General features: G+C 67.6%; 20 protein-coding genes. 13 read left to right on the forward strand and 7 right to left on the reverse strand.

Annotated features, from left to right (window positions below; all coding sequences use genetic code 11):
• Nucleotides 1-3: 3 nt before the first annotated feature.
• The 3 genes from FZ033_RS24625 to FZ033_RS19405 all read right to left on the reverse strand — a co-directional run bounded on the left by FZ033_RS24625 (nucleotide 4) and on the right by FZ033_RS19405 (nucleotide 2,667).
• On the reverse strand, nucleotides 4-801 hold the full coding sequence (locus FZ033_RS24625; RefSeq protein ID WP_149577712.1) for a DUF992 domain-containing protein: 798 nt from the start codon (nucleotides 799-801) through the stop codon (nucleotides 4-6).
• A gap of 54 nt (nucleotides 802-855) precedes the next feature.
• Nucleotides 856-1,329, reverse strand: coding sequence for a DUF992 domain-containing protein (locus FZ033_RS19400; protein WP_149577713.1), 474 nt, complete (start codon nucleotides 1,327-1,329; stop codon nucleotides 856-858).
• A 135-nt stretch (nucleotides 1,330-1,464) separates the two neighbouring features.
• On the reverse strand, nucleotides 1,465-2,667 hold the full coding sequence (locus FZ033_RS19405; RefSeq protein WP_149577714.1) for a pyridoxal phosphate-dependent aminotransferase: 1,203 nt from the start codon (nucleotides 2,665-2,667) through the stop codon (nucleotides 1,465-1,467).
• A gap of 272 nt (nucleotides 2,668-2,939) precedes the next feature.
• On the opposite strand from FZ033_RS19405, the gene FZ033_RS19410 reads away from it, so the two are divergent.
• The 4 genes from FZ033_RS19410 to FZ033_RS19425 all read left to right on the forward strand — a co-directional run bounded on the left by FZ033_RS19410 (nucleotide 2,940) and on the right by FZ033_RS19425 (nucleotide 6,865).
• A complete protein-coding gene (locus tag FZ033_RS19410; RefSeq protein WP_149577715.1) occupies nucleotides 2,940-3,590 on the forward strand; it encodes a glutathione S-transferase family protein in 651 nt (216 codons plus the stop codon).
• Nucleotides 3,591-3,754: 164 nt separating this feature from the next.
• A complete protein-coding gene (locus FZ033_RS19415) occupies nucleotides 3,755-4,135 on the forward strand; it encodes a hypothetical protein (protein ID WP_188079584.1) in 381 nt (126 codons plus the stop codon).
• Nucleotides 4,136-4,142: 7 nt separating this feature from the next.
• Complete coding sequence (locus FZ033_RS19420; RefSeq protein ID WP_232847570.1) at nucleotides 4,143-5,387, forward strand: PQQ-dependent sugar dehydrogenase; 1,245 nt, start codon at nucleotides 4,143-4,145, stop codon at nucleotides 5,385-5,387.
• A gap of 113 nt (nucleotides 5,388-5,500) precedes the next feature.
• Nucleotides 5,501-6,865 carry an 8-oxoguanine deaminase gene (locus tag FZ033_RS19425; RefSeq protein ID WP_149577717.1) on the forward strand — a complete coding sequence of 455 codons (1,365 nt, stop codon included), beginning with the start codon at nucleotides 5,501-5,503 and terminating at the stop codon, nucleotides 6,863-6,865.
• An 18-nt stretch (nucleotides 6,866-6,883) separates the two neighbouring features.
• Here FZ033_RS19425 and FZ033_RS19430 read toward each other — a convergent pair whose 3' ends face one another.
• Nucleotides 6,884-7,246, reverse strand: coding sequence for a DMT family protein (locus tag FZ033_RS19430; protein ID WP_188079585.1), 363 nt, complete (start codon nucleotides 7,244-7,246; stop codon nucleotides 6,884-6,886).
• A 333-nt stretch (nucleotides 7,247-7,579) separates the two neighbouring features.
• Here FZ033_RS19430 and FZ033_RS19435 point away from each other — a divergent pair, with 333 nt between their 5' ends.
• The 3 genes from FZ033_RS19435 to FZ033_RS19445 all read left to right on the forward strand — a co-directional run bounded on the left by FZ033_RS19435 (nucleotide 7,580) and on the right by FZ033_RS19445 (nucleotide 11,620).
• Nucleotides 7,580-8,263, forward strand: coding sequence for a hypothetical protein (locus FZ033_RS19435; RefSeq protein ID WP_149577718.1), 684 nt, complete (start codon nucleotides 7,580-7,582; stop codon nucleotides 8,261-8,263).
• A 61-nt stretch (nucleotides 8,264-8,324) separates the two neighbouring features.
• A complete protein-coding gene (uvrB, locus tag FZ033_RS19440) occupies nucleotides 8,325-10,922 on the forward strand; it encodes an excinuclease ABC subunit UvrB (protein ID WP_149577719.1) in 2,598 nt (865 codons plus the stop codon).
• A 68-nt stretch (nucleotides 10,923-10,990) separates the two neighbouring features.
• Nucleotides 10,991-11,620 carry a trimeric intracellular cation channel family protein gene (locus FZ033_RS19445; RefSeq protein WP_149577720.1) on the forward strand — a complete coding sequence of 210 codons (630 nt, stop codon included), beginning with the start codon at nucleotides 10,991-10,993 and terminating at the stop codon, nucleotides 11,618-11,620.
• A 32-nt stretch (nucleotides 11,621-11,652) separates the two neighbouring features.
• On the opposite strand, the gene FZ033_RS24390 is transcribed toward FZ033_RS19445, so the two are convergent.
• Nucleotides 11,653-12,123: a DUF930 domain-containing protein gene (locus FZ033_RS24390; RefSeq protein ID WP_232847571.1), complete on the reverse strand. Its 471-nt coding sequence runs from the start codon at nucleotides 12,121-12,123 to the stop codon at nucleotides 11,653-11,655.
• A 222-nt stretch (nucleotides 12,124-12,345) separates the two neighbouring features.
• Here FZ033_RS24390 and FZ033_RS19455 point away from each other — a divergent pair, with 222 nt between their 5' ends.
• From FZ033_RS19455 to FZ033_RS19465, 3 genes are all read left to right on the forward strand, one after another.
• Nucleotides 12,346-12,894: a DUF2478 domain-containing protein gene (locus tag FZ033_RS19455; RefSeq protein ID WP_188079586.1), complete on the forward strand. Its 549-nt coding sequence runs from the start codon at nucleotides 12,346-12,348 to the stop codon at nucleotides 12,892-12,894.
• A 340-nt stretch (nucleotides 12,895-13,234) separates the two neighbouring features.
• The gene (locus FZ033_RS19460) at nucleotides 13,235-13,960 is read left to right on the forward strand and encodes a hypothetical protein (protein WP_149577722.1); all 726 of its coding nucleotides are present in this window, start codon (nucleotides 13,235-13,237) and stop codon (nucleotides 13,958-13,960) included.
• A gap of 74 nt (nucleotides 13,961-14,034) precedes the next feature.
• Complete coding sequence (locus tag FZ033_RS19465) at nucleotides 14,035-14,295, forward strand: hypothetical protein (RefSeq protein WP_149577723.1); 261 nt, start codon at nucleotides 14,035-14,037, stop codon at nucleotides 14,293-14,295.
• A 167-nt stretch (nucleotides 14,296-14,462) separates the two neighbouring features.
• Here the strand turns inward: FZ033_RS19465 and FZ033_RS19470 are convergent, their stop codons facing one another.
• Nucleotides 14,463-14,897 carry a GtrA family protein gene (locus tag FZ033_RS19470; protein ID WP_232847572.1) on the reverse strand — a complete coding sequence of 145 codons (435 nt, stop codon included), beginning with the start codon at nucleotides 14,895-14,897 and terminating at the stop codon, nucleotides 14,463-14,465.
• Nucleotides 14,898-15,253: 356 nt separating this feature from the next.
• Here FZ033_RS19470 and carB point away from each other — a divergent pair, with 356 nt between their 5' ends.
• Entirely contained in the window at nucleotides 15,254-18,616 is a 3,363-nt protein-coding gene (carB, locus tag FZ033_RS19475) for a carbamoyl-phosphate synthase large subunit (protein ID WP_149577724.1), read from the forward strand.
• A 291-nt stretch (nucleotides 18,617-18,907) separates the two neighbouring features.
• Nucleotides 18,908-19,381 carry a transcription elongation factor GreA gene (gene greA, locus FZ033_RS19480; protein WP_149577725.1) on the forward strand — a complete coding sequence of 158 codons (474 nt, stop codon included), beginning with the start codon at nucleotides 18,908-18,910 and terminating at the stop codon, nucleotides 19,379-19,381.
• A 106-nt stretch (nucleotides 19,382-19,487) separates the two neighbouring features.
• On the opposite strand, the gene FZ033_RS19485 is transcribed toward greA, so the two are convergent.
• A complete protein-coding gene (locus tag FZ033_RS19485; protein WP_149577726.1) occupies nucleotides 19,488-19,973 on the reverse strand; it encodes an Lrp/AsnC family transcriptional regulator in 486 nt (161 codons plus the stop codon).
• A 314-nt stretch (nucleotides 19,974-20,287) separates the two neighbouring features.
• Between FZ033_RS19485 and trxB the strand changes: the two genes are divergently transcribed.
• Nucleotides 20,288-21,250: a thioredoxin-disulfide reductase gene (gene trxB, locus FZ033_RS19490; protein ID WP_149577727.1), complete on the forward strand. Its 963-nt coding sequence runs from the start codon at nucleotides 20,288-20,290 to the stop codon at nucleotides 21,248-21,250.
• The last annotated feature ends 77 nt before the right edge of the window (nucleotides 21,251-21,327 follow it).

Below are 21,327 nucleotides of genomic sequence, written 5' to 3' on the forward strand. Positions count from 1 at the left end.
GCGCTATTGCGGGGTGGGGCCCGAAGGGGCGAGCGTCAGGGTCGCGCCGGTGATGGAAACGCTGAGGCCGCTGTCGGAGGAGACGCTGATGGGCTGCAGCGTCACCTGCCGGGTGGCATCCTGCGAGGCCAGCATGTTGGCCGAGAAGCCCGGACCCAGGGAGAAGCCGGTGGACAGGCCCACATAGGTGCCGGCCAGCGCCCCCACCGCCACCTGCGGCGAGGTGGCGAGCACCGCCCACAGCATGCTGGCCTGGTCGGAAATGCCGAAATCGAGGCCCACCCGATCGAGGGTGCCGGCATAATAATGGTTCATCCCCATGGAGGGGCGAAACTCGCAGCGCACCTTCCGGGACGAACCGAAGCCGTAGCCGGTGGCGAATTCGCCCCGGCATTCCAGCAGCCCGGCGGAGACCTGGGGCATGGTGGCGCCGGCCAAGGCACCAGCTGAGACAGCGACAGAGGCAACGGCAACAGCGCCCGGGATCAACAGCCGGGCGAATAAGTGGGACATTCCGGACCCCCGCAACAAGGCCGACGCATCAGACCGCCTGCACGATCCGAGCAAAGGTGATTCTGGCACCCAAGATCCGGCTTTTTCATGAAGCGGAGCAGGCGCGGCCAAAAAGGACGGCACCCTTGGCGGAAGGTCTGGGGAAACATGGCTGGCCGCAGCGCCAGCGGGAGGTCGGCGACGTCCGCCCTCACGCTGCCATCCGCTCTGAAGGCGTTGGGGCGCCTTGAAAACACATGCGCCCCCGACCATCGGCCGGGGGCGCAGTGAACGAGACTGAGGCAGCATGAGTGCCGCTGCGGAATCAGCCTCTGGAGCTACTCCGCCGCAGGCACGGCCGAATCAGCGCAGGGTCAGGTCGGACACGCCGAGGGCGAGGTTGACGCCGGTCTGGCCTTCGACGGAGAGCGGCTGCAGCGCGATGGTGTTGGACGAACCGCCCACCAGCACGTTGGCGCCGAGGCCCACGCCGAACGAGGCGTTGGTGGAGGCGCCCACATAGGTGCCGCGCAGGGCGCCGCGACCGACCACGGCGGTGGGGGCGAACACGGCCCACACCATGCGGCCGGAGGTGCTGAAGCCCAGGTCGATGCCGAAGCGGCGGGTCACGCCCTGATAGGTGCCGGCCTTGGCGCTGCGCGAGGACGGCAGGAAGGAGCAGCTCATCTCACGCACGGAGCCGAGGACGAAGCTCACGTTCGGCGCGAGGTTGCAGCTCAGCGTGCCCACCTGGACGCGAGACTGGGCGGAAGCGGGCATGGCGCCGGCGACGAGCAGGGCAGCAGCCGCGAGGCCGGCCTTGAAAACAGTCTTCATGATGTCGTTCCTCCTATGGGAAGCGGGCGGGTTGATCCCTGCACCCGACGACAGCGAAGCCTTAGCCCAGACTTCACTGCTGCGCCAACGCTTCAAAGGGCCACAAGTTCCTTTTTTCCGGGCGCTGTGCCCGGATCAGCTCAGGGAGCCGCAGAAGCGCTGGATGCGCCGGCAGGCTTCCTCAAGGTCCGTCGTGGCGGTGGCATAGGAAATCCGGAATGCCGGGCCCAGGCCGAACGCCGAGCCATGCACCACGGCAACGCCTTCCGCCTCCAGCAACTGGGTGGCGAAGTCCTCGTCGTTGGAGATGGTGACGCCGCCGGGCGTGGTCTTGCCGATGGTGCCGGCGCAGGACGGGAAGACGTAGAACGCGCCCTCGGGCTTGGGGCAGTGAAGGCCCTTCGCCTGGTTCAGCATGGACACCACCAGGTCGCGGCGCTCCTTGAACACGGCGTTGTTGGCGGCGATGAAGTCCTGCGGCCCGTCCAGCGCCTCCAGCGCCGCCCACTGGGCGATGGAGGAGGGGTTGGAGGTGGACTGGGACTGCAGCGTGCCCATGGCCTTGATGAGCGCCTCGGGACCGGCCGCATAGCCGATGCGCCAGCCGGTCATGCAATAGGCCTTCGACACGCCGTTCATGGTCAGCGTGCGGTTGTAGAGCTTGGGCTCCACCTGGGCCGGGGTCACGAACTTGAAGTCGTCGTAGACCAGGTGCTCGTACATGTCGTCGGTGAGGACCCACACCTGGGGATACTTCACCAGCACGTCGGTTATGGCCTTCAGCTCGTCGAAGGAATAGGCCGCGCCCGAGGGGTTGGAGGGCGAGTTGAAGATCAGCCACTTGGTCTTGGGGGTGATGGCGGCTTCCAGCACGTCGGGACGCAGCTTGAAGTTGTCCTCGATGGTGGTCATCACCGGCACCGGCTTGCCACCGCAGAATTCCACGATATCCGGATAGCTCACCCAATAGGGGGCGGGGATCAGCACCTCGTCGCCGGCGTCCACCGTCGCGACCAGAGCGTTGAACAGCACCTGCTTGCCGCCGGTGCCCACCGTGACCTGCGCGGGCTTGTAGTCGAGGTCGTTCTCGCGCTTGAACTTGCGGCAGATGGCGGCCTTCAGCTCCGGGATGCCGTCCACGGCCGTGTACTTGGTCTCACCCCGGCGGATGGCGGCGATGGCCGCTTCCTTGATGTTCTCGGGGGTGTCGAAGTCCGGCTCGCCGGCGGAGAGCGCGATGATGTCCCGCCCGGCCGCCTTGAGCTCCCGCGCCTTGTTGGAGATGGCGATGGTCTGGGAGGGCTTGATGCGCTTCAGGGCGGACGAGATGAGGCTCATGGCCTTTGGGCTCCGGACGCGCCCGGCCGCACGAGGCAAAGGCGGCGCGGGCTGGGCATTTGGCAGGATCTGCGGCCGGCTCCTGCCGACGCGGCGCGGACACTAGTTCAGCCGCCGCCCGCAAACAAGCAACGATCTTGAATATCGCGGCACGCGGGTGTGATGAATTGCCATGGATCGGGCGTGGCCCTTGCGGCAACGCAACCCACGGGCCACATGAAGGCGCAACAGCCAAGCTCGGCCGGTGCGCGTCATGCGGCGATCCCATTGGGATGCCTTGGACTTCGGGGAGGGGACGGGTGCTGACGCTCTATTCCACCCAGGCCTCGGGCAATTCCTACAAGGTCCGGCTCATGCTGGCGAAGCTTGCCCGCCCGTTCCGCCTGGAGGAAGTGGACATCTTCGCCGGCGAGAACCGCACCCCGGAATTCCTCGCCCGCAACCCCGAAGGCCGGGTCCCGCTGCTGGACCTCGACGGACGGTTCCTCGCCGAATCAAACGCCATCCTCTTCTATCTGGCGGAAGGCACGCGCTTCCTGCCCGCCGACGCCTTCGACCGGGCGGAGACACTGCGCTGGATGTTCTTCGAGCAGCACAGCCACGAGCCCGGCATCGCCGCAGCCCGCTTCTGGCTCAAGCAGGTGCGGGGCGGCCGGGACCTGCGCACCCACGACGTGGACCGCTGGATGGAGGAGGGCTACGCCGCCCTCAAGGTGATGGAGCGCCATCTCGCCGGCCGGAGCTTCTTCGTGGGCGAGGCCCTCACCATCGCGGACATGGCGCTCTATGCCCACACCCATGTGGCCGAGGAGGGCGACTTCTCGCTCAACGGCTTCCCCGCCGTGCGCGCCTGGCTGGAGCGGGTGGCGGCGGAGCCCGGCCATGTGGACATGGAGTGGCGGCCGTCTGTCGCGGAAGCATAGCGGGGATGGATCGCGGTTCCGTGAGCGCTCGACATCATCTTGCCATGATGTGCAAAGGCCAAGCCGCGGTGGCGCCACGATTCCTTTCCACTCTCGCTTGTGTCGGCGGAACTGATTCGCAGGCGTCGACGTTGGTTGGTTGCGTTCTACTGAGCGAGATCATCATGTCCGGACGGTGTGACATGGAAGTTGGGCACTTCACCCTGGGGCGGCTTGATCGTCCGGGCGCGGGCGTCTCGTCCGCTGATCCGGAACTGCTGGCCCGTGCGGTGCGCGACCACAAGGTGGGCGACGCGCTCGCCCAGGCGGCCCTCACCTTCGCCCTCATGCTCGCCATCGGCGCCGTCGCTTTCGTGCTGAGCGCGGAGCACGCGGCAGCGGCCAGCCAGCTCATCGTCAATGGCATGATCGACTATTCCGGCGTCCTGCTCGGCCTGGCCATGGCCGGCAGCGTCCTGCTCGTCGGCCGCCGTGCCGCGCAACGCCTCGTCCGTGCCAGGTCACGGGTTGCCCGTGATGCCGAGTTCTCCCGCCGGCCGCGCTGAGCCGGCGATGCAACTGCGCCCCGATCCCCGTCTCCGTACCCTGCCGCGTGAGGTGGCTGCGGTGCTCGCCCGGCGCGATCACCGGCGGCGCTCCTCTTTTCCCCGTCCCGGCAGCCGCACCGCCATCGCCGCGCTTGCGCTGCTCGGCCTGTTCGTTGCCGGCGCCTTCGCCTTCGCGGCCGATGATGCCGGCGCCGTGAGGCGCTTCGCCGGGGAAGAGGTGCGCGTCGTGCCCTTCGCTTCGGGGCTGGAGCATCCCTGGAGCATGGCCTTCCTGCCCGATGGCCGCCTCCTCGTCACCGAGCGGGAGGGGCGGCTGCGCGTGGTCGATGCCGCCGGAAAACTCGGCGCGCCCATTTCCGGGGTGCCGCAGGTGGCGGCGCGGGGGCAGGGCGGCTTGCTGGACGTGGCGCTGGACCCCGCCTTCGCCACCAACCGCCTGATCTATCTGAGCTATGCCGAGCCACGCCCGGACGGCGCCGGCACCTCCGTGGCGCGCGGGCGCCTCTCGGAGGACCTCACCCGGCTGAGCGACCTGCAGGTGATTTTCCGCCAGCAGCCCGGCTATTCCGGCGGCAACCATTTCGGCTCGCGCCTGGTGTTCGCGCCCGATGGCATGCTGTTCGTGACGCTCGGCGAGCGCTTCGACCTGATGGACAAGGCCCAGGATCTCTCCACCACCCTGGGCAAGGTGGTGCGCATCGCGCCGGACGGCTCGATCCCGGCGGACAATCCCTTCCGAGATCGCCCCGGCGCGCGGCCGGAAATCTTCAGCTATGGCCATCGCAACGTGCAGGCCGGCGTCATCGAGCCCGCCACCGGCCGGCTGTGGACCGTGGAGCACGGCCCGCGCGGCGGCGACGAGGTGAACCGGCCGGAGGCGGGCAAGAATTACGGCTGGCCGGTCATCAGCTACGGCCGGCATTATTCCGGCGCCAAGATCGGCGTCGGCACGCGCAAGGAGGGGATGGAGCAGCCCCTGTTCTACTGGGACCCCTCCATCGCGCCCTCCGGCGCCGCCTTCTATTCCGCCGACCTGCTGCCCGCCTTCAAGGGCCAGCTCTTCGTCGGCGCGCTGGCGGGGCAGGCGCTGGTGGAGGTGAAGGTCCGCGACGGCGCCGTCACCGGCGAGGAGCAGCTGTCGCTCGGCAAGCGCATCCGCGACGTCCGGCAGGGTCCGGACGGGGCGCTGTGGCTCGCCACCGACGACACCGGCGAGATCCTGCGCGTGGTGCCCGCCGCCGCCAAGTGAGGGCCCAAATGAGGGCATCTGACGGGATTCCATTGGGTCCCCATCGCCCCTAACATCGGGTCGCCGATGGCGTCTGGCTTCTCATGCCGGGCGCCCTGTTCCGCGGAGACCCCATGGCCCAGACGCTGCTCGCCCGCAACGCCCTCGTCCTCGTCACCATGGATGGAGAGCGCCGGGAGATCCCGGGCGGCGGGCTCTATGCGGAAGACGGGCGCATCGTCGCGGTGGGGCGCGCCGCCGACCTGCCGGCGCAGGCGGACGAGATCATCGATCTTGCCGGCCATGTGGTGATCCCCGGCCTCGTCAACACCCACCACCACATGGTGCAGAGCCTGACCCGCGCGGTGCCGGCGGCGCAGGATGGCGAGCTGTTCGACTGGCTGCGCGCGCTTTATCCGCTGTGGGCCGGGCTGACCGGCGAGATGGTGGAGACGGCGACCCTGACCGCCATGGCGGAGCTGATCCTCTCCGGCTGCACCACCTCATCGGACCATCTCTACATCTATCCCAATGGGGTGCAGCTCGATGATTCCATCCGTGCCGCGCGGCAGATCGGCATGCGCTTCCACGCCGCCCGCGGGTCCATGAGCGTGGGCGAGAGCAAGGGCGGCTTGCCTCCCGACCGGGTGGTGGAGGACGAGGGCTTCGTGATGAAGGACGCCGAGCGTCTCATCGGCGCCTATCACGACCCCGCCCGCTTCTCCATGCTGCGGGTGGTGCTGGCGCCCTGCTCGCCCTTTACCGTGAGCCACGACCTGATGCGGGACACGGCCCGCCTCGCCCGCGCCAACGGCCTGACACTGCACACGCACCTCGCCGAGAACGATTCGGATATCGCCTTCTCCCACAGGACCTTCGGCATGGGCCCCACCGAATATGTGCGCGAGCTGGGCTGGGTGGGGCCGGACGTGTGGCACGCCCATTGCGTGAAGCTGGACGAGGCGGGCATCGCCTTGTTCGCCCGCACGGGCACCGGCATCGCCCATTGCCCGTGTTCCAACATGCGGCTTGCCTCGGGCATCGCGCCGGTGAAGCGGTTCCGCGCGGAAGGCATCCCGGTGGGCCTCGGCGTGGACGGCTCGGCCTCCAACGACAGCGGCCATCTGCTGGCCGAGGCACGCCAGGCCATGCTGCTCCAGCGCGTGGCGTGCGGGCCGGATGCCATGAGCGCGCGCACGGCGCTGGAACTGGCGACGCTGGGCGGCGCGCGCGTTCTGGGGCGAGCCGACATCGGCGCGCTGGCCCCGGACATGGCGGCGGATTTCGTCGCCTTCGACATGTCGGCGCTGGCCTACGCCGGGGCACTGCACGATCCGGTGGCGGCGCTCCTGTTCTGCGCGCCGCAGCAGGTGAGCGTGAGCGTCATCAACGGCCGCGTGGTGGTGCGCGACGGCCGCCTCCTCACCATCGACGTGCCGGCGACCGTGCGGCGGCACAACGCCTTTGCTGCCGAGCTGGCGGCGCTGGCGCCGTCGTGATTCTGGGACCGTCCCCGCTCAGAATTTGTGGAAGATGAAAAAGGCCCCGGCCGAGATGAAGGCGAACCCCACAAGGTGGTTCCAGCCCAGCGGCTCCTTCAGGTAGAGCACCGAGAAGCCGGCGAAGACGAGGAGGGTGATGACCTCCTGCATGGTCTTCAGCTGGGCCGTGGAATAGACCTCTGACCCGAAGCGGTTGGCCGGAACGGCGAGGCAATACTCGAAAAAAGCGATACCCCAGCTCACGACGATCGCGATTACGAGCGGCGAAGACTTGTGCTTGAGGTGCCCGTACCACGCGAACGTCATGAAGACGTTAGAGGCGACGAGCATCACGATGGGCAGGATCTGAGGCGGCAGGAGGGTGGTCAGGGAGGGCATTCAAACGCTCTGCTGTGCTGTTGTTGAACGTGCCGTTCCGCGCCTCGCCCGCGTTCCGCGCGAAGCCCGAACGAAGCTTGCTTCGAGTGCGATCGATATCGCTCCCAGCCAGACCGTGCGCAAGCGAAATGCCAGCGGCTCGAGATCTGGCATCTCGTCCGCTGGAATCCACCGGCCCATGCCTGCCCAAGTCCGATCGGCGACGGTCAAGATCGAGGCTTGGGTAAAACGCACCGATCCGTCGGATGGTTGCCTGCCTGTTTGCGGAGTCGATTGACGATGATTGTATATTGAACAATTATAAATCTAGGGTTGTGATTCAGGGGGGCTTTCATGGTGGGGAAAATCTGGGTTACCGCAGGCCTTTGCCTCGCTTTGGCTGGCTGCGCGACGAGTCGCAGGCTGGAGATCGGCGCGCGGGAACTGGTGCCGCCGCAGCGTGGCATCTACGTCGGCTCGCTGTATTACGCTCAGGAGCCACCGACCACACATCTGGAGGTGCCGACCGCCCTTGAGCTGTTGTGCGACGCCCAGCCGGACCTCACCATCTTCGGTGTGGCCAATCCTCAGCCGGAGATCGTGGCCGACATCAACCTGCTCTACGACACGCGCCTTCAGGCCTCGCTAAGCGGGATCCAGACCAAACTGATTTCCGTGGGCCTGTCGGGCAACGTGTCCGATTATTACGAATACAAGCTGACCAAGGTCACCAAATACACCATCTCCGAATCTGCGGCCCAGACCGTGTTCGAAGGCATGAGCCAGAAGCGCGCCTGCTATCGGGCGTTGCAGCGTCAGGCCGCGTTCGGCATCTATCAGGTGAAGGCGACCTATGTGGGTGACATCGTCTTCCAGCGGAAGCAGGCCATCGGGGCGGATGGATCGGTGGCGCTGAAGCTCAATCAGGTCGAGCCTGCGATCAAGGCCACCTTCTCCCAGACGCTCAACCTGGGCTTCTCCGGGCAGGGGCTGGTTTTCTCATTCGTGCCGATCGTGCGCAACGTTCCGCGCAGCTAATCTTCTCACGGGAGCGACGGCGGGGCTTTTCGGGAGCGCCGCCGCCGCCCATATTCCCCCCATGGCCAAAGCATCCCGTCCCGGTAAGCTCGGAGAGCGCTCCCAGCGTCATTTCGAGCCGGCGCCCCAGCAGGCGCTTGATCCTGAACTCGCACAGTCCCTCGGTCTCGCACCCGGGGACCTGAACCTCGATTTCGCGTCCGCCGGGGCCTCCGCCACGGTGCAGGCGTTGTCGCAGCTCATCGAGAACGGGCGGCCGGAGGTCAACGGCCAGACCTGGGTGCCCCATCGCCCGCCGCGCCCGGAGAAGTCCGAGGGCGGCGTCAGCTTCATCATGAAGAGCGATTTCGAGCCCGCCGGCGACCAGCCGCAGGCCATCGCCGAGCTGTGCGCGCAGGCGCAGGCCGGGGAGCGCGACCAGGTGCTGCTGGGCGTCACCGGCTCGGGCAAGACCTTCACCATGGCCAAGGTGATCGAGCAGCTCCAGCGCCCCGCCATCGTGCTCGCGCCCAACAAAACGCTGGCGGCCCAGCTCTACGGCGAGTTCAAGAGCTTTTTCCCCGACAATGCGGTGGAATATTTCGTCTCCTACTACGATTATTACCAGCCGGAAGCCTATGTGCCCCGGACCGATACCTATATCGAGAAGGAATCGTCCATCAACGAGCAGATCGACCGCATGCGCCATGCGGCGACCCGCGCCCTGCTGGAGCGCGACGACGTGATCATCGTCGCCTCGGTGTCGTGCATCTACGGCATCGGCTCGGTCGAGACCTATTCGGCCATGACCTTCGACATCAAGGTGGGCGAGCGCATCGACCAGCGCGGCCTGCTCGCCGATCTCGTGGCCCTGCAATACAAACGCATCCAGTCGGATTTCGCCCGCGGCACCTTCCGGGTGCGCGGCGACAGCGTGGAGATCTTCCCCGCCCATTATGAGGACCGCGCCTGGCGCGTCTCCCTGTTCGGCGACGAGGTGGAGAGCATCGCCGAGTTCGACCCGCTCACCGGGCACAAGAGCGGCGACATGAAGAGCGTGCGTGTCTACGCCGCCTCCCATTACGTCACCCCGCGCCCGACCCTGATCCAGGCCATTACCGGCATCAAGGCCGAGCTGAAGATGCGGCTCGACGAGTTGTACAAGATGGGTCGCCTCTTGGAGGCGCAGCGGCTGGAGCAGCGCACCCGCTACGACCTGGAGATGATGGAGGCGACCGGAAGCTGCGCCGGCATCGAGAATTATTCGCGCTGGCTCACCGGCAGGAAGCCCGGCGAGCCGCCGCCCACCCTGTTCGAGTACGTGCCCGACAATTCCCTCGTCTTCATCGACGAGAGCCATGTGACCGTGCCGCAGATTGGCGCCATGTATCGCGGCGACTTCCGCCGCAAGGCGACGCTGGCGGAATACGGCTTCCGCCTGCCCAGCTGCATGGACAACCGCCCGTTGCGCTTCGAGGAATGGGAGGCCATGCGGCCGCAGACCGTCCATGTCTCCGCCACCCCCGGCACCTGGGAGATGGAGAAGACCGGCGGCGTGTTCGTGGAGCAGGTGATCCGGCCCACCGGCCTCATCGATCCGCCGGTGGAGGTGCGTCCGGCCCGCACCCAGGTGGACGATCTTCTGGGGGAGGTGCGCGCCTTCGCGGCCCAGGGCTACCGGACGTTGGTCACCGTGCTCACCAAGCGCATGGCCGAGGACCTTACCGAATATCTGCACGAGCACGGTATCCGCGTGCGCTACATGCATTCCGATATCGACACCATCGAGCGCATCGAGATCATCCGCGACCTCAGGCTCGGGGCATTCGACGCGCTCATCGGCATCAACCTGCTGCGCGAGGGCCTCGACATCCCCGAATGCGGGCTGGTCGCCATCCTGGATGCGGACAAGGAGGGCTTCCTGCGCTCGGAGACCTCCCTGGTGCAGACCATCGGCCGCGCCGCCCGCAACGTGGACGGGCGCGTCATCCTCTATGCCGACCGGGTCACCGGCTCCATGGAGCGGGCCATGGCGGAGACCTCCCGCCGGCGCGAGAAGCAGATGGCCTACAACATCGAGCACGGCATCACGCCGGAGAGCGTGAAGAAGGCCATCGGCGACATCCTCAATTCCGTCTACGAGCGCGACCACGTGCAGGTGGATGCGGGCCTGGCGGAGGAGGGTGCGGCCTTCGGGCACAACCTCAAGGCGGTGATGGCGGACCTGGAGAAGCGCATGCGCGCCGCCGCCGCCGACCTCGACTTCGAGACCGCCGCGCGCCTGCGCGACGAGATCCGCCGGCTGGAGGCCACCGAGCTTGCGGTGGCGGACGATCCCCTCGCCCGGCAGGAGGCGGTGGAGGACAAGTCCGGCGGCTTCCGGGGGCCGCGCAAATACGGCAAGGCGGCCAACATGCCGCCCAAGGAAGACGCCGGCAAGCTGTTGCCGCGCGGTCGCGGGGTGGCCCGCAAGCCGCGTGCGGGAGCCGACGAGGAGGGCATGGGCGAGGAGCAGGCGGCCTATGCCGCGCCGGTCACCCGCGCCCACAAGCCCTCCCTCGACGACATGGGTCCCGGCTCCGACCGCGCCGTGCCGATCACGGAAGACACCTTCCGCCCCGGCCCGCGCCCCGATCCCGGAACCAAAGGCTACAGGAAGGGCGGCCGGCGCAAGGGATAAGGCGCGCCGCTCGCCCGTCCCGCGGCACCCGTGCTACGCCCTGCGGATCGTGGGGCGCGGAGGCGGGTATGGAGACGGCGGATCTTCTCAAGGTGCTCTACATCGTCGCCATCGTGGCGGAGGCGATGACGGCCGCGCTGGCGGCGGGACGGCGGGAGATGGACTGGGTGGGCGTGTGCCTGCTCGGCTCGGTCACGGCGCTCGGCGGCGGCTCGGTGCGCGACGTGCTGCTGGGCCGGCATCCCCTGTCCTGGGTGCAGCATCCGGAATACCTGCTCATCACCTGCGGCGCGGCGCTGGCGACCATCATGGTGGCGCGCTACATGCGCCACCTGCGGTACGTCTTCCTGTTCCTCGATGCGGTGGGACTGGTGGTGTTCACCGTCATCGGCTGCAACGTGGCCATGAGCCTCGACATGCCGGTGGTGGTGGTGATCGCCGCCGGGATGATCACCGGCTGCGTCGGTGGGGTCCTGCGCGACGTGCTGTGCGCGGACGTCCCGTTGCTGTTCCGGGCCGAACTCTACGGCACCGTGTCCATCGTCACCGGCGGCCTTTACATGGCGGGCAAGGCGCTGGATCTGCCACACGATCCCCTCACCATCGGCGTCATGGCGTTCGGGTTGGGGATGCGGATGCTTGCCCTGCGGTTCGGCTGGCGCATGCCCAAGTTCGTCTATACCGAAACGATCCACTGAGGACACGTTGCGGTCGTTTAAGGCCGAAAACCCTACGGCACCAGCGAGTGCGCCGACCATTCGTCGCGGGGCACTTCCTCGCCCAGGGTGTAGCTGAAGGTGTCCACGTCCATGCCGTCGGCGCTGGTGTGGCAGGTGTAGGAGAGGTGGTACCAGTGCCCGTGGCTGCGGATGGCGGCGCCCGGCGCGGTGATGGAGGCGTCACCCAACATGGGGTCGGCGAAGGCATAGGCCACGGTTTCCTCGGGCTGCATGTCGGCATGCTCGCGCCCCACCGTGCCCATGGCGCGGGCGTTGCAGCGCTGCTCGATGCGGGTGGGCAAATCCACGTGCAGCATCGCCGCGTCCCGCTTCGGCTGGCCGTTCTCGGGCTGGGCGGTGTGGGAATGGCTCTTTTTGGAATGGGCGTGCTTGTGCGCCGCCTCGGCCGTCGCCGGCATGGCGGCGAGCGACAGGGCAACGAAGGCTGGCAAAAGCAGCGTCGGCAAGAGGAACGTTGGCAAAAGGCGCTTCACGAGGGTTCACATCCACGGCTGACAGTCCCGAAGCCGTGGGCATAATAGGATGTCGTGGCAGGGGTGGGACGCACCGCGCGAAGATGTGACCCGTTTCCCACGCTGCGCGTCGTGTTATGCTGATTGTGATATAGCTTTGGCGGCGGCGCGGGTGGCGCGGCCGGTGCTATAAGGTCCCGCCAGGGGTGAACCGCAGGAATGGATTTGGGGATGGCGGCTGAGCGGGCGATGATCCTCGCCTTGCAGGGGGCGGACCGGGAGAAGATCCAGTCCCTCCTGATCGAGGCGGCAGAAGGGCTGCGGGCGTCCGGCGTGCGCGTCCTGGGCGTGGTGGAGCATCTGCCACCCGGCTGCGCCCACGAGGATGTGCTGCTGCTGGACCTCGTCTCCGGCGAGGCCAATCGCCTGCACCAGAATCTTGGCCCCGGTGCGTCCGGGTGCAGCCTCGATCCGGCAGGGCTCGCGGCCGCCTCCGCGGGTGTGGAGCGGGCTATCGCCGCGCGCCTCGATGAGGGCGGCGACCTCTCCGACACGGTGGTGATCCTCTCCAAGTTCGGCCGGCAGGAGGCGGAGGGCCGCGGGCTCACCAGCGCCTTCCACGCGGCGGTTGCGGCGGAAATCAGCGTGCTCACCTCGGTTTCGCCCACCGTCCGCGACCAGTGGGACGGCTTTGTCGGCGATCTCGCCCGCCTCGCCCCGGCCAGCCTGCGCGAGGTCGAGGACTGGTGGGGCTGCCTGACGCGCGAACTGGCGGAGTGAGGTGGGGGCGTCGGTGCCTTTCCTCGCCGCCGCCGGTGCCGATGGCGGTTCTTGCCCCCTTGCCCTGATCCCTTGCCCCGCAAGCGGGTGAGGGAGCGTCGGCGTTTCGCATCGAGTTGAGACACGCCGTCCCCGCACGCCCCTTTCCCTTCGCAGGAGCGCCCGGAAAATGCTCCGCAGGCGCGGGTTGAGGCATTTTCTTCATGCCGGCGGGTATCCCCTTGGCTCGAAAACGCTCTAAGAAGGGCGTTCGGCAGAGGCGTTCCATGGCGTTTTGCGCGGCGGCACCGCGGCAGGCCGGGGACGACCAGCCCTTCCTCGTCCCGTCCAGAAGGCAGTCATGGCCCAGCGTCGTCCCCTTGCCCGTCCTGCCGCGCCCGGCATCTTCTCCGCTGCGGCCCTTGCTGCGGCTCTGGCCCTGACGGCCTGCCAGGGCAATCCGGACAGCTGGGGTACGGGCGTGGTGAAGCAGTCCGACGCGTTCGGCGATTATTCGGAGACGGTGGTGGCGATCCCACGGCCCACCGCCGGGCCGCGCCAGTTCCAGTGCGCCGGTCCGTTCGCGCCCAACACAACCGCCATCAACATCGCCGCCGATTTCGGCCAGGCCAATGTGGTGACCGGCAACGTCATCTCCCCCGACGGCAGCACCTCGCCCGGCCTCGTGGTGCTGCCCAACGATCCGGCGCTGAGCCTGGAGATCGCCTGGAAGGACGCCATCGACATGGTGGGCCCGCGCCGGGTGGCCTTCACCGAATCCTCCGCCTGGAGCGTGAACGGCATCGCCATCGGCTCCACGCTGGCCGACCTGGAGAAGGCCAACGGCAAGCCGTTCCGGGTCCAGGGCTTCGGCGGCAATGGCGGTGGCGTGGTGGCGGACTGGCGGGGCGGGCGGCTCGGCAATCTGGGCGGCGGCTGCACCCTCGGCGTCCAGCTGGCGCTTTCGGCGACCGCTTCGGATCAGGCCCAGGCGCGGCTTTCGGGTCAAAGGGCCATCGCCTCCAGCGACCCGGCCCTGCGCTCCGCCGCCCCCACAGTTGGCGTGTTCTGGGTAACCTACCGATAGTCGATCCGCGCCGGTACTGGTAATAGAAGGCGTCGCTCTTCGATCCGACGCCTCGTCACGGAAGGACCCCTGCCATGGCCGACAAGACTTCTTCCCGGCGCATCGCGCTGCTCGCCTTCGCCGCTGGTGCCGGGGTGGCACTCGCCTCTTCCGGCCTGATCCAGGGCGCGCTGGCCAACCAGCCCAACATGTGGCGCGCCATGGGCGCCCTGCAGAACGCCCGCGCCGCGCTGATGGAAGCCGAGCCCAACAAGGGTGGTCATCGGGAACGGGCCATCGAACTGGTGGACAAGGCCATCGAGGAGACGCGGGCGGGCATCGAGTTCGCCCGCTGACCGGACGGCGCCTGCGCCCCAACTGCGGGCGCGGGCGTTTCGGCGGCTTTGCTCATACCATCGGCCCCGGTTTTCGACCGGTGCCAATTGGGGTGCCAAGTGGGTGACGCTCAAGCGCCGCGCGGGCTTGCCAAAGACCCATGGGCAAAGCTCACGGGCCTTTGGTATCAGGCCTGCCGGGCGCCGGTGCGGTGGGCGAAGGCCCACACGCGATAGCCGGAGAAGGTCCACAGCATGGTGATGCCGGTGGTGATGGACTGGGCCAAAAGGTAGTAAACCCCCAGCTCGTGCACCAGAAGGCCCATGATGAGGCCGTTCAGCACGAAGGCCACCCCCGCCACCACCATGAAGCGCGGCACCGCCCCGGCGTGGGAACGGGTGGATTCGAAGGTGAAGCGGCGGTTGAGGCTGTAGGACACGATCCCGCCCACCACGAACCCGACGCCGGACCCCGCCACCGGGCCGGTGAGGCCGTTTTCCACCAGCAGCGTCAGCGCCGCGAAATGGGCGGCGGTGGCGGTGAGGCCCACGCCCACGAAGGTGGCCAGCTGCCGGATGAGGGCGCGGTATCTGACGACCAGTTCGGCGAAGGTGGTTGGCACCGCGTCTGTCTCCGGCGGGAGTGAGCCGTCAACGTCGGCGTCATGGCTTCCGTCGCCGCAAATTATGGTCTAAGGAAGCCCATCAGCGCGCAGGGTGAAAGAGAATTCCCGAGGTGTGACCTCCTCGCACTTCCTCCGCCCCCATGCGCGCACGCTTCCGGGACTGCCCGGGGCGGTGCTCGATCCTTTCGGGGGGCGCGTGACCCGCGGCCCTTTTTTTGCGCCCGGAGCGCGATAGGAAAGGCGCGAGTGCCCCTGAGGCAACCCTGCCCGGAAGCATCGACGAAACGGATCCCGCGGTCCGCTCCCGTGTCTACCCGGGAGCGGGCGGCGACGGTGGAGAGCGCCAGACAGAAATGCCGAAACGCACCGATATCGAAACCATCCTCATCATTGGCGCCGGTCCCATCGTGATCGGGCAGGCCTGCGAGTTTGACTATTCCGGCACGCAGGCGGTGAAGGCGCTCAAGGAGGAAGGATACCGGGTCGTCCTCGTCAACTCGAACCCCGCCACCATCATGACCGACCCGGACATGGCGGACGCGACCTATATCGAGCCCATCACCGCCGAGATCGTCACCAAGATCATCGAGAAGGAGCGCGGCGACCGCTCCAAGGGCTTTGCGCTTCTGCCCACCATGGGCGGCCAGACGGCGCTCAACTGCGCCCTGTCGCTCAAGAAGATGGGCACGCTCGACACCTATGACGTGGAGATGATCGGCGCCACCGCCGAGGCCATCGACAAGGCCGAGGACCGCGAGCTGTTCCGCGAGGCCATGACCAAGATCGGCCTGTCCACCCCCACCTCGCGCCAGATCAAGACCCTGTCCCAGGCGCTGGATGCTCTGGAAATCGTGGGTCTGCCCGCCATCATCCGCCCGTCCTTCACCATGGGCGGCACCGGCGGCGGCATCGCCTACAACAAGGCGGAGTTCATCGAGATCGTGGAGCGCGGCATCGACGCCTCGCCCACCAACGAGGTGCTCATCGAGGAGAGCGTGCTCGGCTGGAAGGAGTATGAGATGGAGGTGGTCCGCGACAAGGCGGACAATTGCATCATCATCTGCTCCATCGAGAACATCGACCCCATGGGGGTGCACACCGGCGATTCCATCACGGTGGCGCCGGCGCTGACGCTGACCGACAAGGAATACCAGATCATGCGCGACGCATCGCTTGCGGTGCTGCGCGAGATCGGGGTGGAGACCGGCGGCTCCAACGTGCAGTTCGCGGTGAACCCGGCCGATGGCCGCCTCATCGTCATCGAGATGAACCCGCGGGTGTCGCGCTCCTCGGCGCTGGCCTCCAAGGCCACGGGCTTTCCCATCGCCAAGGTCGCGGCGCGCCTCGCGGTGGGCTACACGCTGGACGAGATCGAGAACGACATCACCGGCGGCGCGACGCCGGCCTCCTTCGAGCCCACCATCGACTATGTGGTGACGAAGGTGCCGCGCTTCGCCTTCGAGAAGTTCCCCGGCGCCGATCCGGTGCTCACCACCGCCATGAAGTCGGTGGGCGAGGCCATGGCCATCGGCCGCACCTTCCAGGAATCGCTCCAGAAGGCCCTGCGCTCGCTGGAGACCGGCCTCACCGGCCTCGACGAGATCGAGATCGAGGGGCTGGGGCAGGGCGACGACAAGAACGCCATCCGCGCCGCGCTGGGCACCCCGACGCCGGACCGCCTGCTCTATGTGGCGCAGGCCATGCGCCTCGGCCTGACCGACGAGCAGATCCATTCCGCCTGCAAGATCGACCCCTGGTTCCTCGCCGAGATCCGCGGCATCGTGGAGACCGAGGCGAAGGTGCGCCGGCTCGGCCTGCCGGTCACCGCCGGCGCCTTCCGCCGGCTGAAGGCCATGGGCTTTGCCGACGCGCGCCTCGCGACGCTGGCTGGCCTGTCCGAGGCCGAGGTGCGGGAGCGCCGGCAGGGGCTCGACGTGCGGCCGGCCTACAAGCGCATCGACACCTGCGCGGCCGAGTTCGCCTCGCCCACCGCCTACATGTATTCCACCTACGAGACGCCCTTCGCCGGCGCGGTGGCCGATGAGGCACGGCCGTCCAACCGCCAGAAGGTGATCATCCTCGGCGGCGGCCCGAACCGGATCGGGCAGGGCATCGAGTTCGACTATTGCTGCTGCCATGCGGCCTTCGCCCTGAAGGACGCCGGCTATGAAGCCATCATGGTCAACTGCAACCCGGAGACGGTCTCCACCGACTACGATACCTCGGACCGGCTCTATTTCGAGCCGCTGACCGCCGAGGACGTGCTGGAGCTGATCGCCCGCGAGAAGACCAACGGCACGCTGAAGGGCGTGATCGTGCAGTTTGGCGGCCAGACGCCGCTGAAGCTCGCCAAGGCGCTTGAGGACGCCGAGGTGCCGATCCTGGGCACCTCGCCGGACGCCATCGACCTCGCCGAGGACCGCGACCGCTTCAAGACCCTGCTGGACCGCCTCAAGATCCGCCAGCCGGCCAACGGCATCGCCTACAGCGTGGAGCAGGCGCGCCTGGTGGCGGGCGACCTTGGCTATCCCATGGTTGTGCGCCCCTCCTACGTGCTGGGCGGCCGGGCCATGCAGATCATCCGCGAGGAGAGCCAGCTCGGCGACTATCTGCTGGAGACCCTGCCGGGCCTGGTGCCGCAGGAGGTCAAGGCCCGCTATCCCAACGACAAGACCGGCCAGATCAACACGGTGCTGGGCAAGAACCCGCTGCTGTTCGATCGCTATCTGTCCGACGCCATCGAGGTGGACGTGGACGCCTTGTGCGACGGCACCGACGTGTTCATTGCCGGCATCATGGAGCATATCGAGGAGGCGGGCATCCATTCGGGTGACAGCGCCTGCTCGCTGCCGTCCTATTCGCTCTCGCCGCAGATCCTCGCCGCGCTGGAGAAGCAGACCGCCGCCATGGCGCTGGCGCTCGGTGTCGTCGGCCTGATGAACGTGCAGTATGCCATCAAGGGCGATGTCATCTATGTGCTGGAGGTCAATCCGCGCGCCTCGCGCACGGTGCCCTTCGTGGCCAAGGTCATCGGCCTGCCCATCGCCAAGATCGCGGCGCGGGTGATGGCGGGGGAGAAGCTCGCCGCCTTCGACCTCAAGCGGCCGCAGGTGGCGCACATCGCCATCAAGGAGGCGGTGTTCCCCTTCGCCCGCTTCCCCGGCGTGGATACGGTGCTGGGGCCGGAGATGCGCTCCACCGGCGAGGTGATGGGCCTCGATACCGATTTCGGCGTCGCTTTCGCCAAGAGCCAGCTGGGCGGCGGCACCAAGGTGCCGAAGTCCGGCACCGTCTTCGTGTCGCTGAAGGAAGGCGACAAGGAACGCATCCTGCCCTCCATCAAGATGCTGCTGGATATCGGCTTCAAGGTGATCGCCACCTCCGGCACCCAACGCTTCCTGGAGGAGCACGGGGTGACGGCGGCCAAGATCAACAAGGTGCTCGAAGGCCGTCCCCATATCGTGGACGCCATCAAGAACGGCGAGGTCCAGCTCGTCTTCAACACCACCGAGGGGGCTCAGGCCCTCGCCGACAGCCGGTCCCTGAGGCGGGCGGCCCTCTTGCAGAAAGTGCCGTATTACACCACGCTGTCGGGAGCCATTGCGGCGGCGCAGGGGGTCAAGGCCTATGCCGGCGGAGATCTCAAGGTGCGCCCGTTGCAGGACTATTTCGAAGCCAGCGGGCAAGAGGCGCGGGGCAAGGCCTCCGTCGCCTGATTCTGCGTCCGCTGGTCGGGGCGCGCGTGGGCCCGGGTTTCCCTGGGCTGTTTGCCTCCACGAGCGTTTTCGTCATGCCTGCCCAGCGTATCCGCGCCGGGTAGGTGGAGCCTTCGCCGCCGTGCGGCTCCGGTCGGTCGTTTGCCGTCGGGAGTTTGCCGCCGGGCGGGGGCAGCCGCCGCAACCGTGGGCCAACGCCGCGCGGTGCGGCTTTCTTTTCTTGCGCCGGATGCGCCCCCTCCAGGGGTGTCCGGCGCAGTGACCTGTTTCAGGAGGTCTGAAGAAGGACCCATGGAGAAGATTCCCATGACGGCGGGGGGCTACGCCGCCCTCGCGCAAGAGTTGAAGCAGCGCCAGCAGGTGGAGCGTCCGCGCATCATCGCCGCCATTTCCGAGGCCCGCGCCCATGGCGACCTCTCCGAGAATGCGGAATATCACGCCGCCAAGGAGCAGCAGTCGCTGAACGAGGGGCGCGTCGCCGATCTCGAGGACAAGCTGTCCCGGGCCGAGGTGATCGACGTTTCCAAGCTGTCGGGCGACATCGTGAAGTTCGGCGCCACCGTGACCCTCGTGGACGAGGACACGGAGGAGGAGAAGGTCTGGCAGATCGTCGGCGACAGCGAAGCCGACGCCAAGGCGGGCCGCATCTCCATCTCCTCACCGGTGGCCCGCGCGCTCATCGGCAAGAAGAAGGGCGCTACCGTCGAGGTGGTGACCCCGAAGGGCGCGCGCTCGTTCGAGATTGTCGGCGTGCGCTGGGCCTGAGCCCCTTTGCACCCTCTCCCGCACGCGGGAGAGGGTTCGCGGGCGGCGTCGGCATGCGCCGCCTTACGCCCTGAATTCACGACGCCCTGAATTCTCGTCCTGAAATTCACGCTCCCTTGGGCAACCCGGCTTCCAGCGGCACCACCGGGGCGTTCTTGGACTGCTTCAGGGTGAGCGCGGTCTTCACGTTGCGCACGTTGGGCGCTGCGGTGATGTCCAGCACCAGGTTCTGGAAGCTGCGCAGGTCCGGGGTCACGCACAGCATCAGGAAGTCCACGTCGCCGGAGAGCATCCAGGCGCTGCGCACCTGCGGCCACTGGGCGATCATGTCCTGGAAGGCGTCGAGGTCCACCTCGGCCTGGCTGATGAGATGCACCATGGCGAAGGCCATGAGGTCATAGCCCAGGCTCTTCTCGTCGAGCAGCGCGCGGTAGCCCTCGATGATGCCGGCCTCTTCCAGCGCCCGCACCCGGCGCAGGCAGGGCGGCGCGGAAATGCCGACGCGGCGGGACAGCTCCACATTGGTCATGCGCCCATCCCGCTGCAGTTCGTCGAGGATTTTCCAGTCGACTGCATCAAGGCGAACGGTCAAGGCACAACTCCCTACGGCAACGTCACGGCACCTTAGTGCGCGCTTGTGGCAACGCAACGAAATAATCTTGCGCCGCTGTCGCGGTCCAAAGCGTCGCAGAGCGCGCCGCCCCATGTCGGCGGATGCTGTGTTCGCGCGCCTTCCGGCCTGCGGCCCGGTGCGGGGCGCCCTGTGGACGCTCCGCCCAGCCTTGTGAGCTTGGGGGGCAGCCCCTACATTCGAGCATAGCTCACGCTGCGGCCGGGAGCGCCGGCCCTCTCGGCCGTCGCCGCTCCACATCCTGCCGCGGCATCGCACGGATTTCGGGGACACTCATGACTGCCCACACCGTCAAGGTCGTCATCATCGGCTCGGGGCCGGCCGGCTACACCGCGGCCATCTATGCAGCGCGTGCAATGCTGGAGCCGGTCTTGTTCGAGGGCATCCAGCCCGGCGGCCAGCTCACCATCACCACGGACGTGGAGAATTATCCCGGCTTTGCCGACCCCATCCAGGGGCCGTGGCTGATGGAGCAGATGCGCGCCCAGGCCGCGCATGTGGGCACCACCATCGTCACCGACCATGTGGCGAGCCTCGACCTGTCGCACCGGCCGTTCCGCATGGTGACCGAATCGGGCGACACCTATGTGGCGGATGTGGTGATCCTGGCCACCGGCGCCCAGGCGCGCTGGCTGGGGCTCGAATCGGAGGCTGCCTATCGCGGCTCCGGCGTTTCCGCCTGCGCCACCTGCGACGGCTTCTTCTATCGGGGCAAGGATGTGGTGGTGGTGGGCGGCGGCAACACGGCGGTGGAAGAGGCGCTTTTCCTCACCAATTTCGCCTCCAATGTCACCGTCGTGCATCGCCGCGACAGCTTCCGCTCGGAGAAGATCCTGCAGGAGCGGCTGTTCGCCCATCCCAAGGTCAAGGTGGTGTGGAACGCGGAGCTGGCCGAAGTGGTGGGTGCGGACGACCCCTTCACCAAGGTCACCGGCGCCCGCCTGAAGGATGTGCGCACCGGAGCCCTCACCGAGCTACCCGCTGACGGCATATTTATCGCAATCGGCCATGCGCCTGCCACAGAGCTGGTAAAAGACCAGCTGAAGCTCAAGGAGAGCGGGTATGTGTGGACCGCGCCCGATTCGACGGCAACGTCGGTGCCGGGCGTGTTCGCGGCCGGCGACGTGGCGGACGACGTCTATCGTCAGGCAGTGACCGCCGCGGGCCGGGGCTGCATGGCCGCTCTCGAGGCGGAGCGCTTCCTGGCCCACCAGGGCGTGGCGAAGGCGGCGGAATAGTCCGTCCCTCGCCCGCGCCGGCGCCTCGCGGCGTTTCCGTTTGGTGAGGAGGGCCGGCTGGCGGGGTGGTCCCTCGG

Origin of the sequence: Xanthobacter oligotrophicus, from assembly GCF_008364685.1 — a bacterium.
GTDB lineage: Bacteria > Pseudomonadota > Alphaproteobacteria > Rhizobiales > Xanthobacteraceae > Xanthobacter > Xanthobacter oligotrophicus.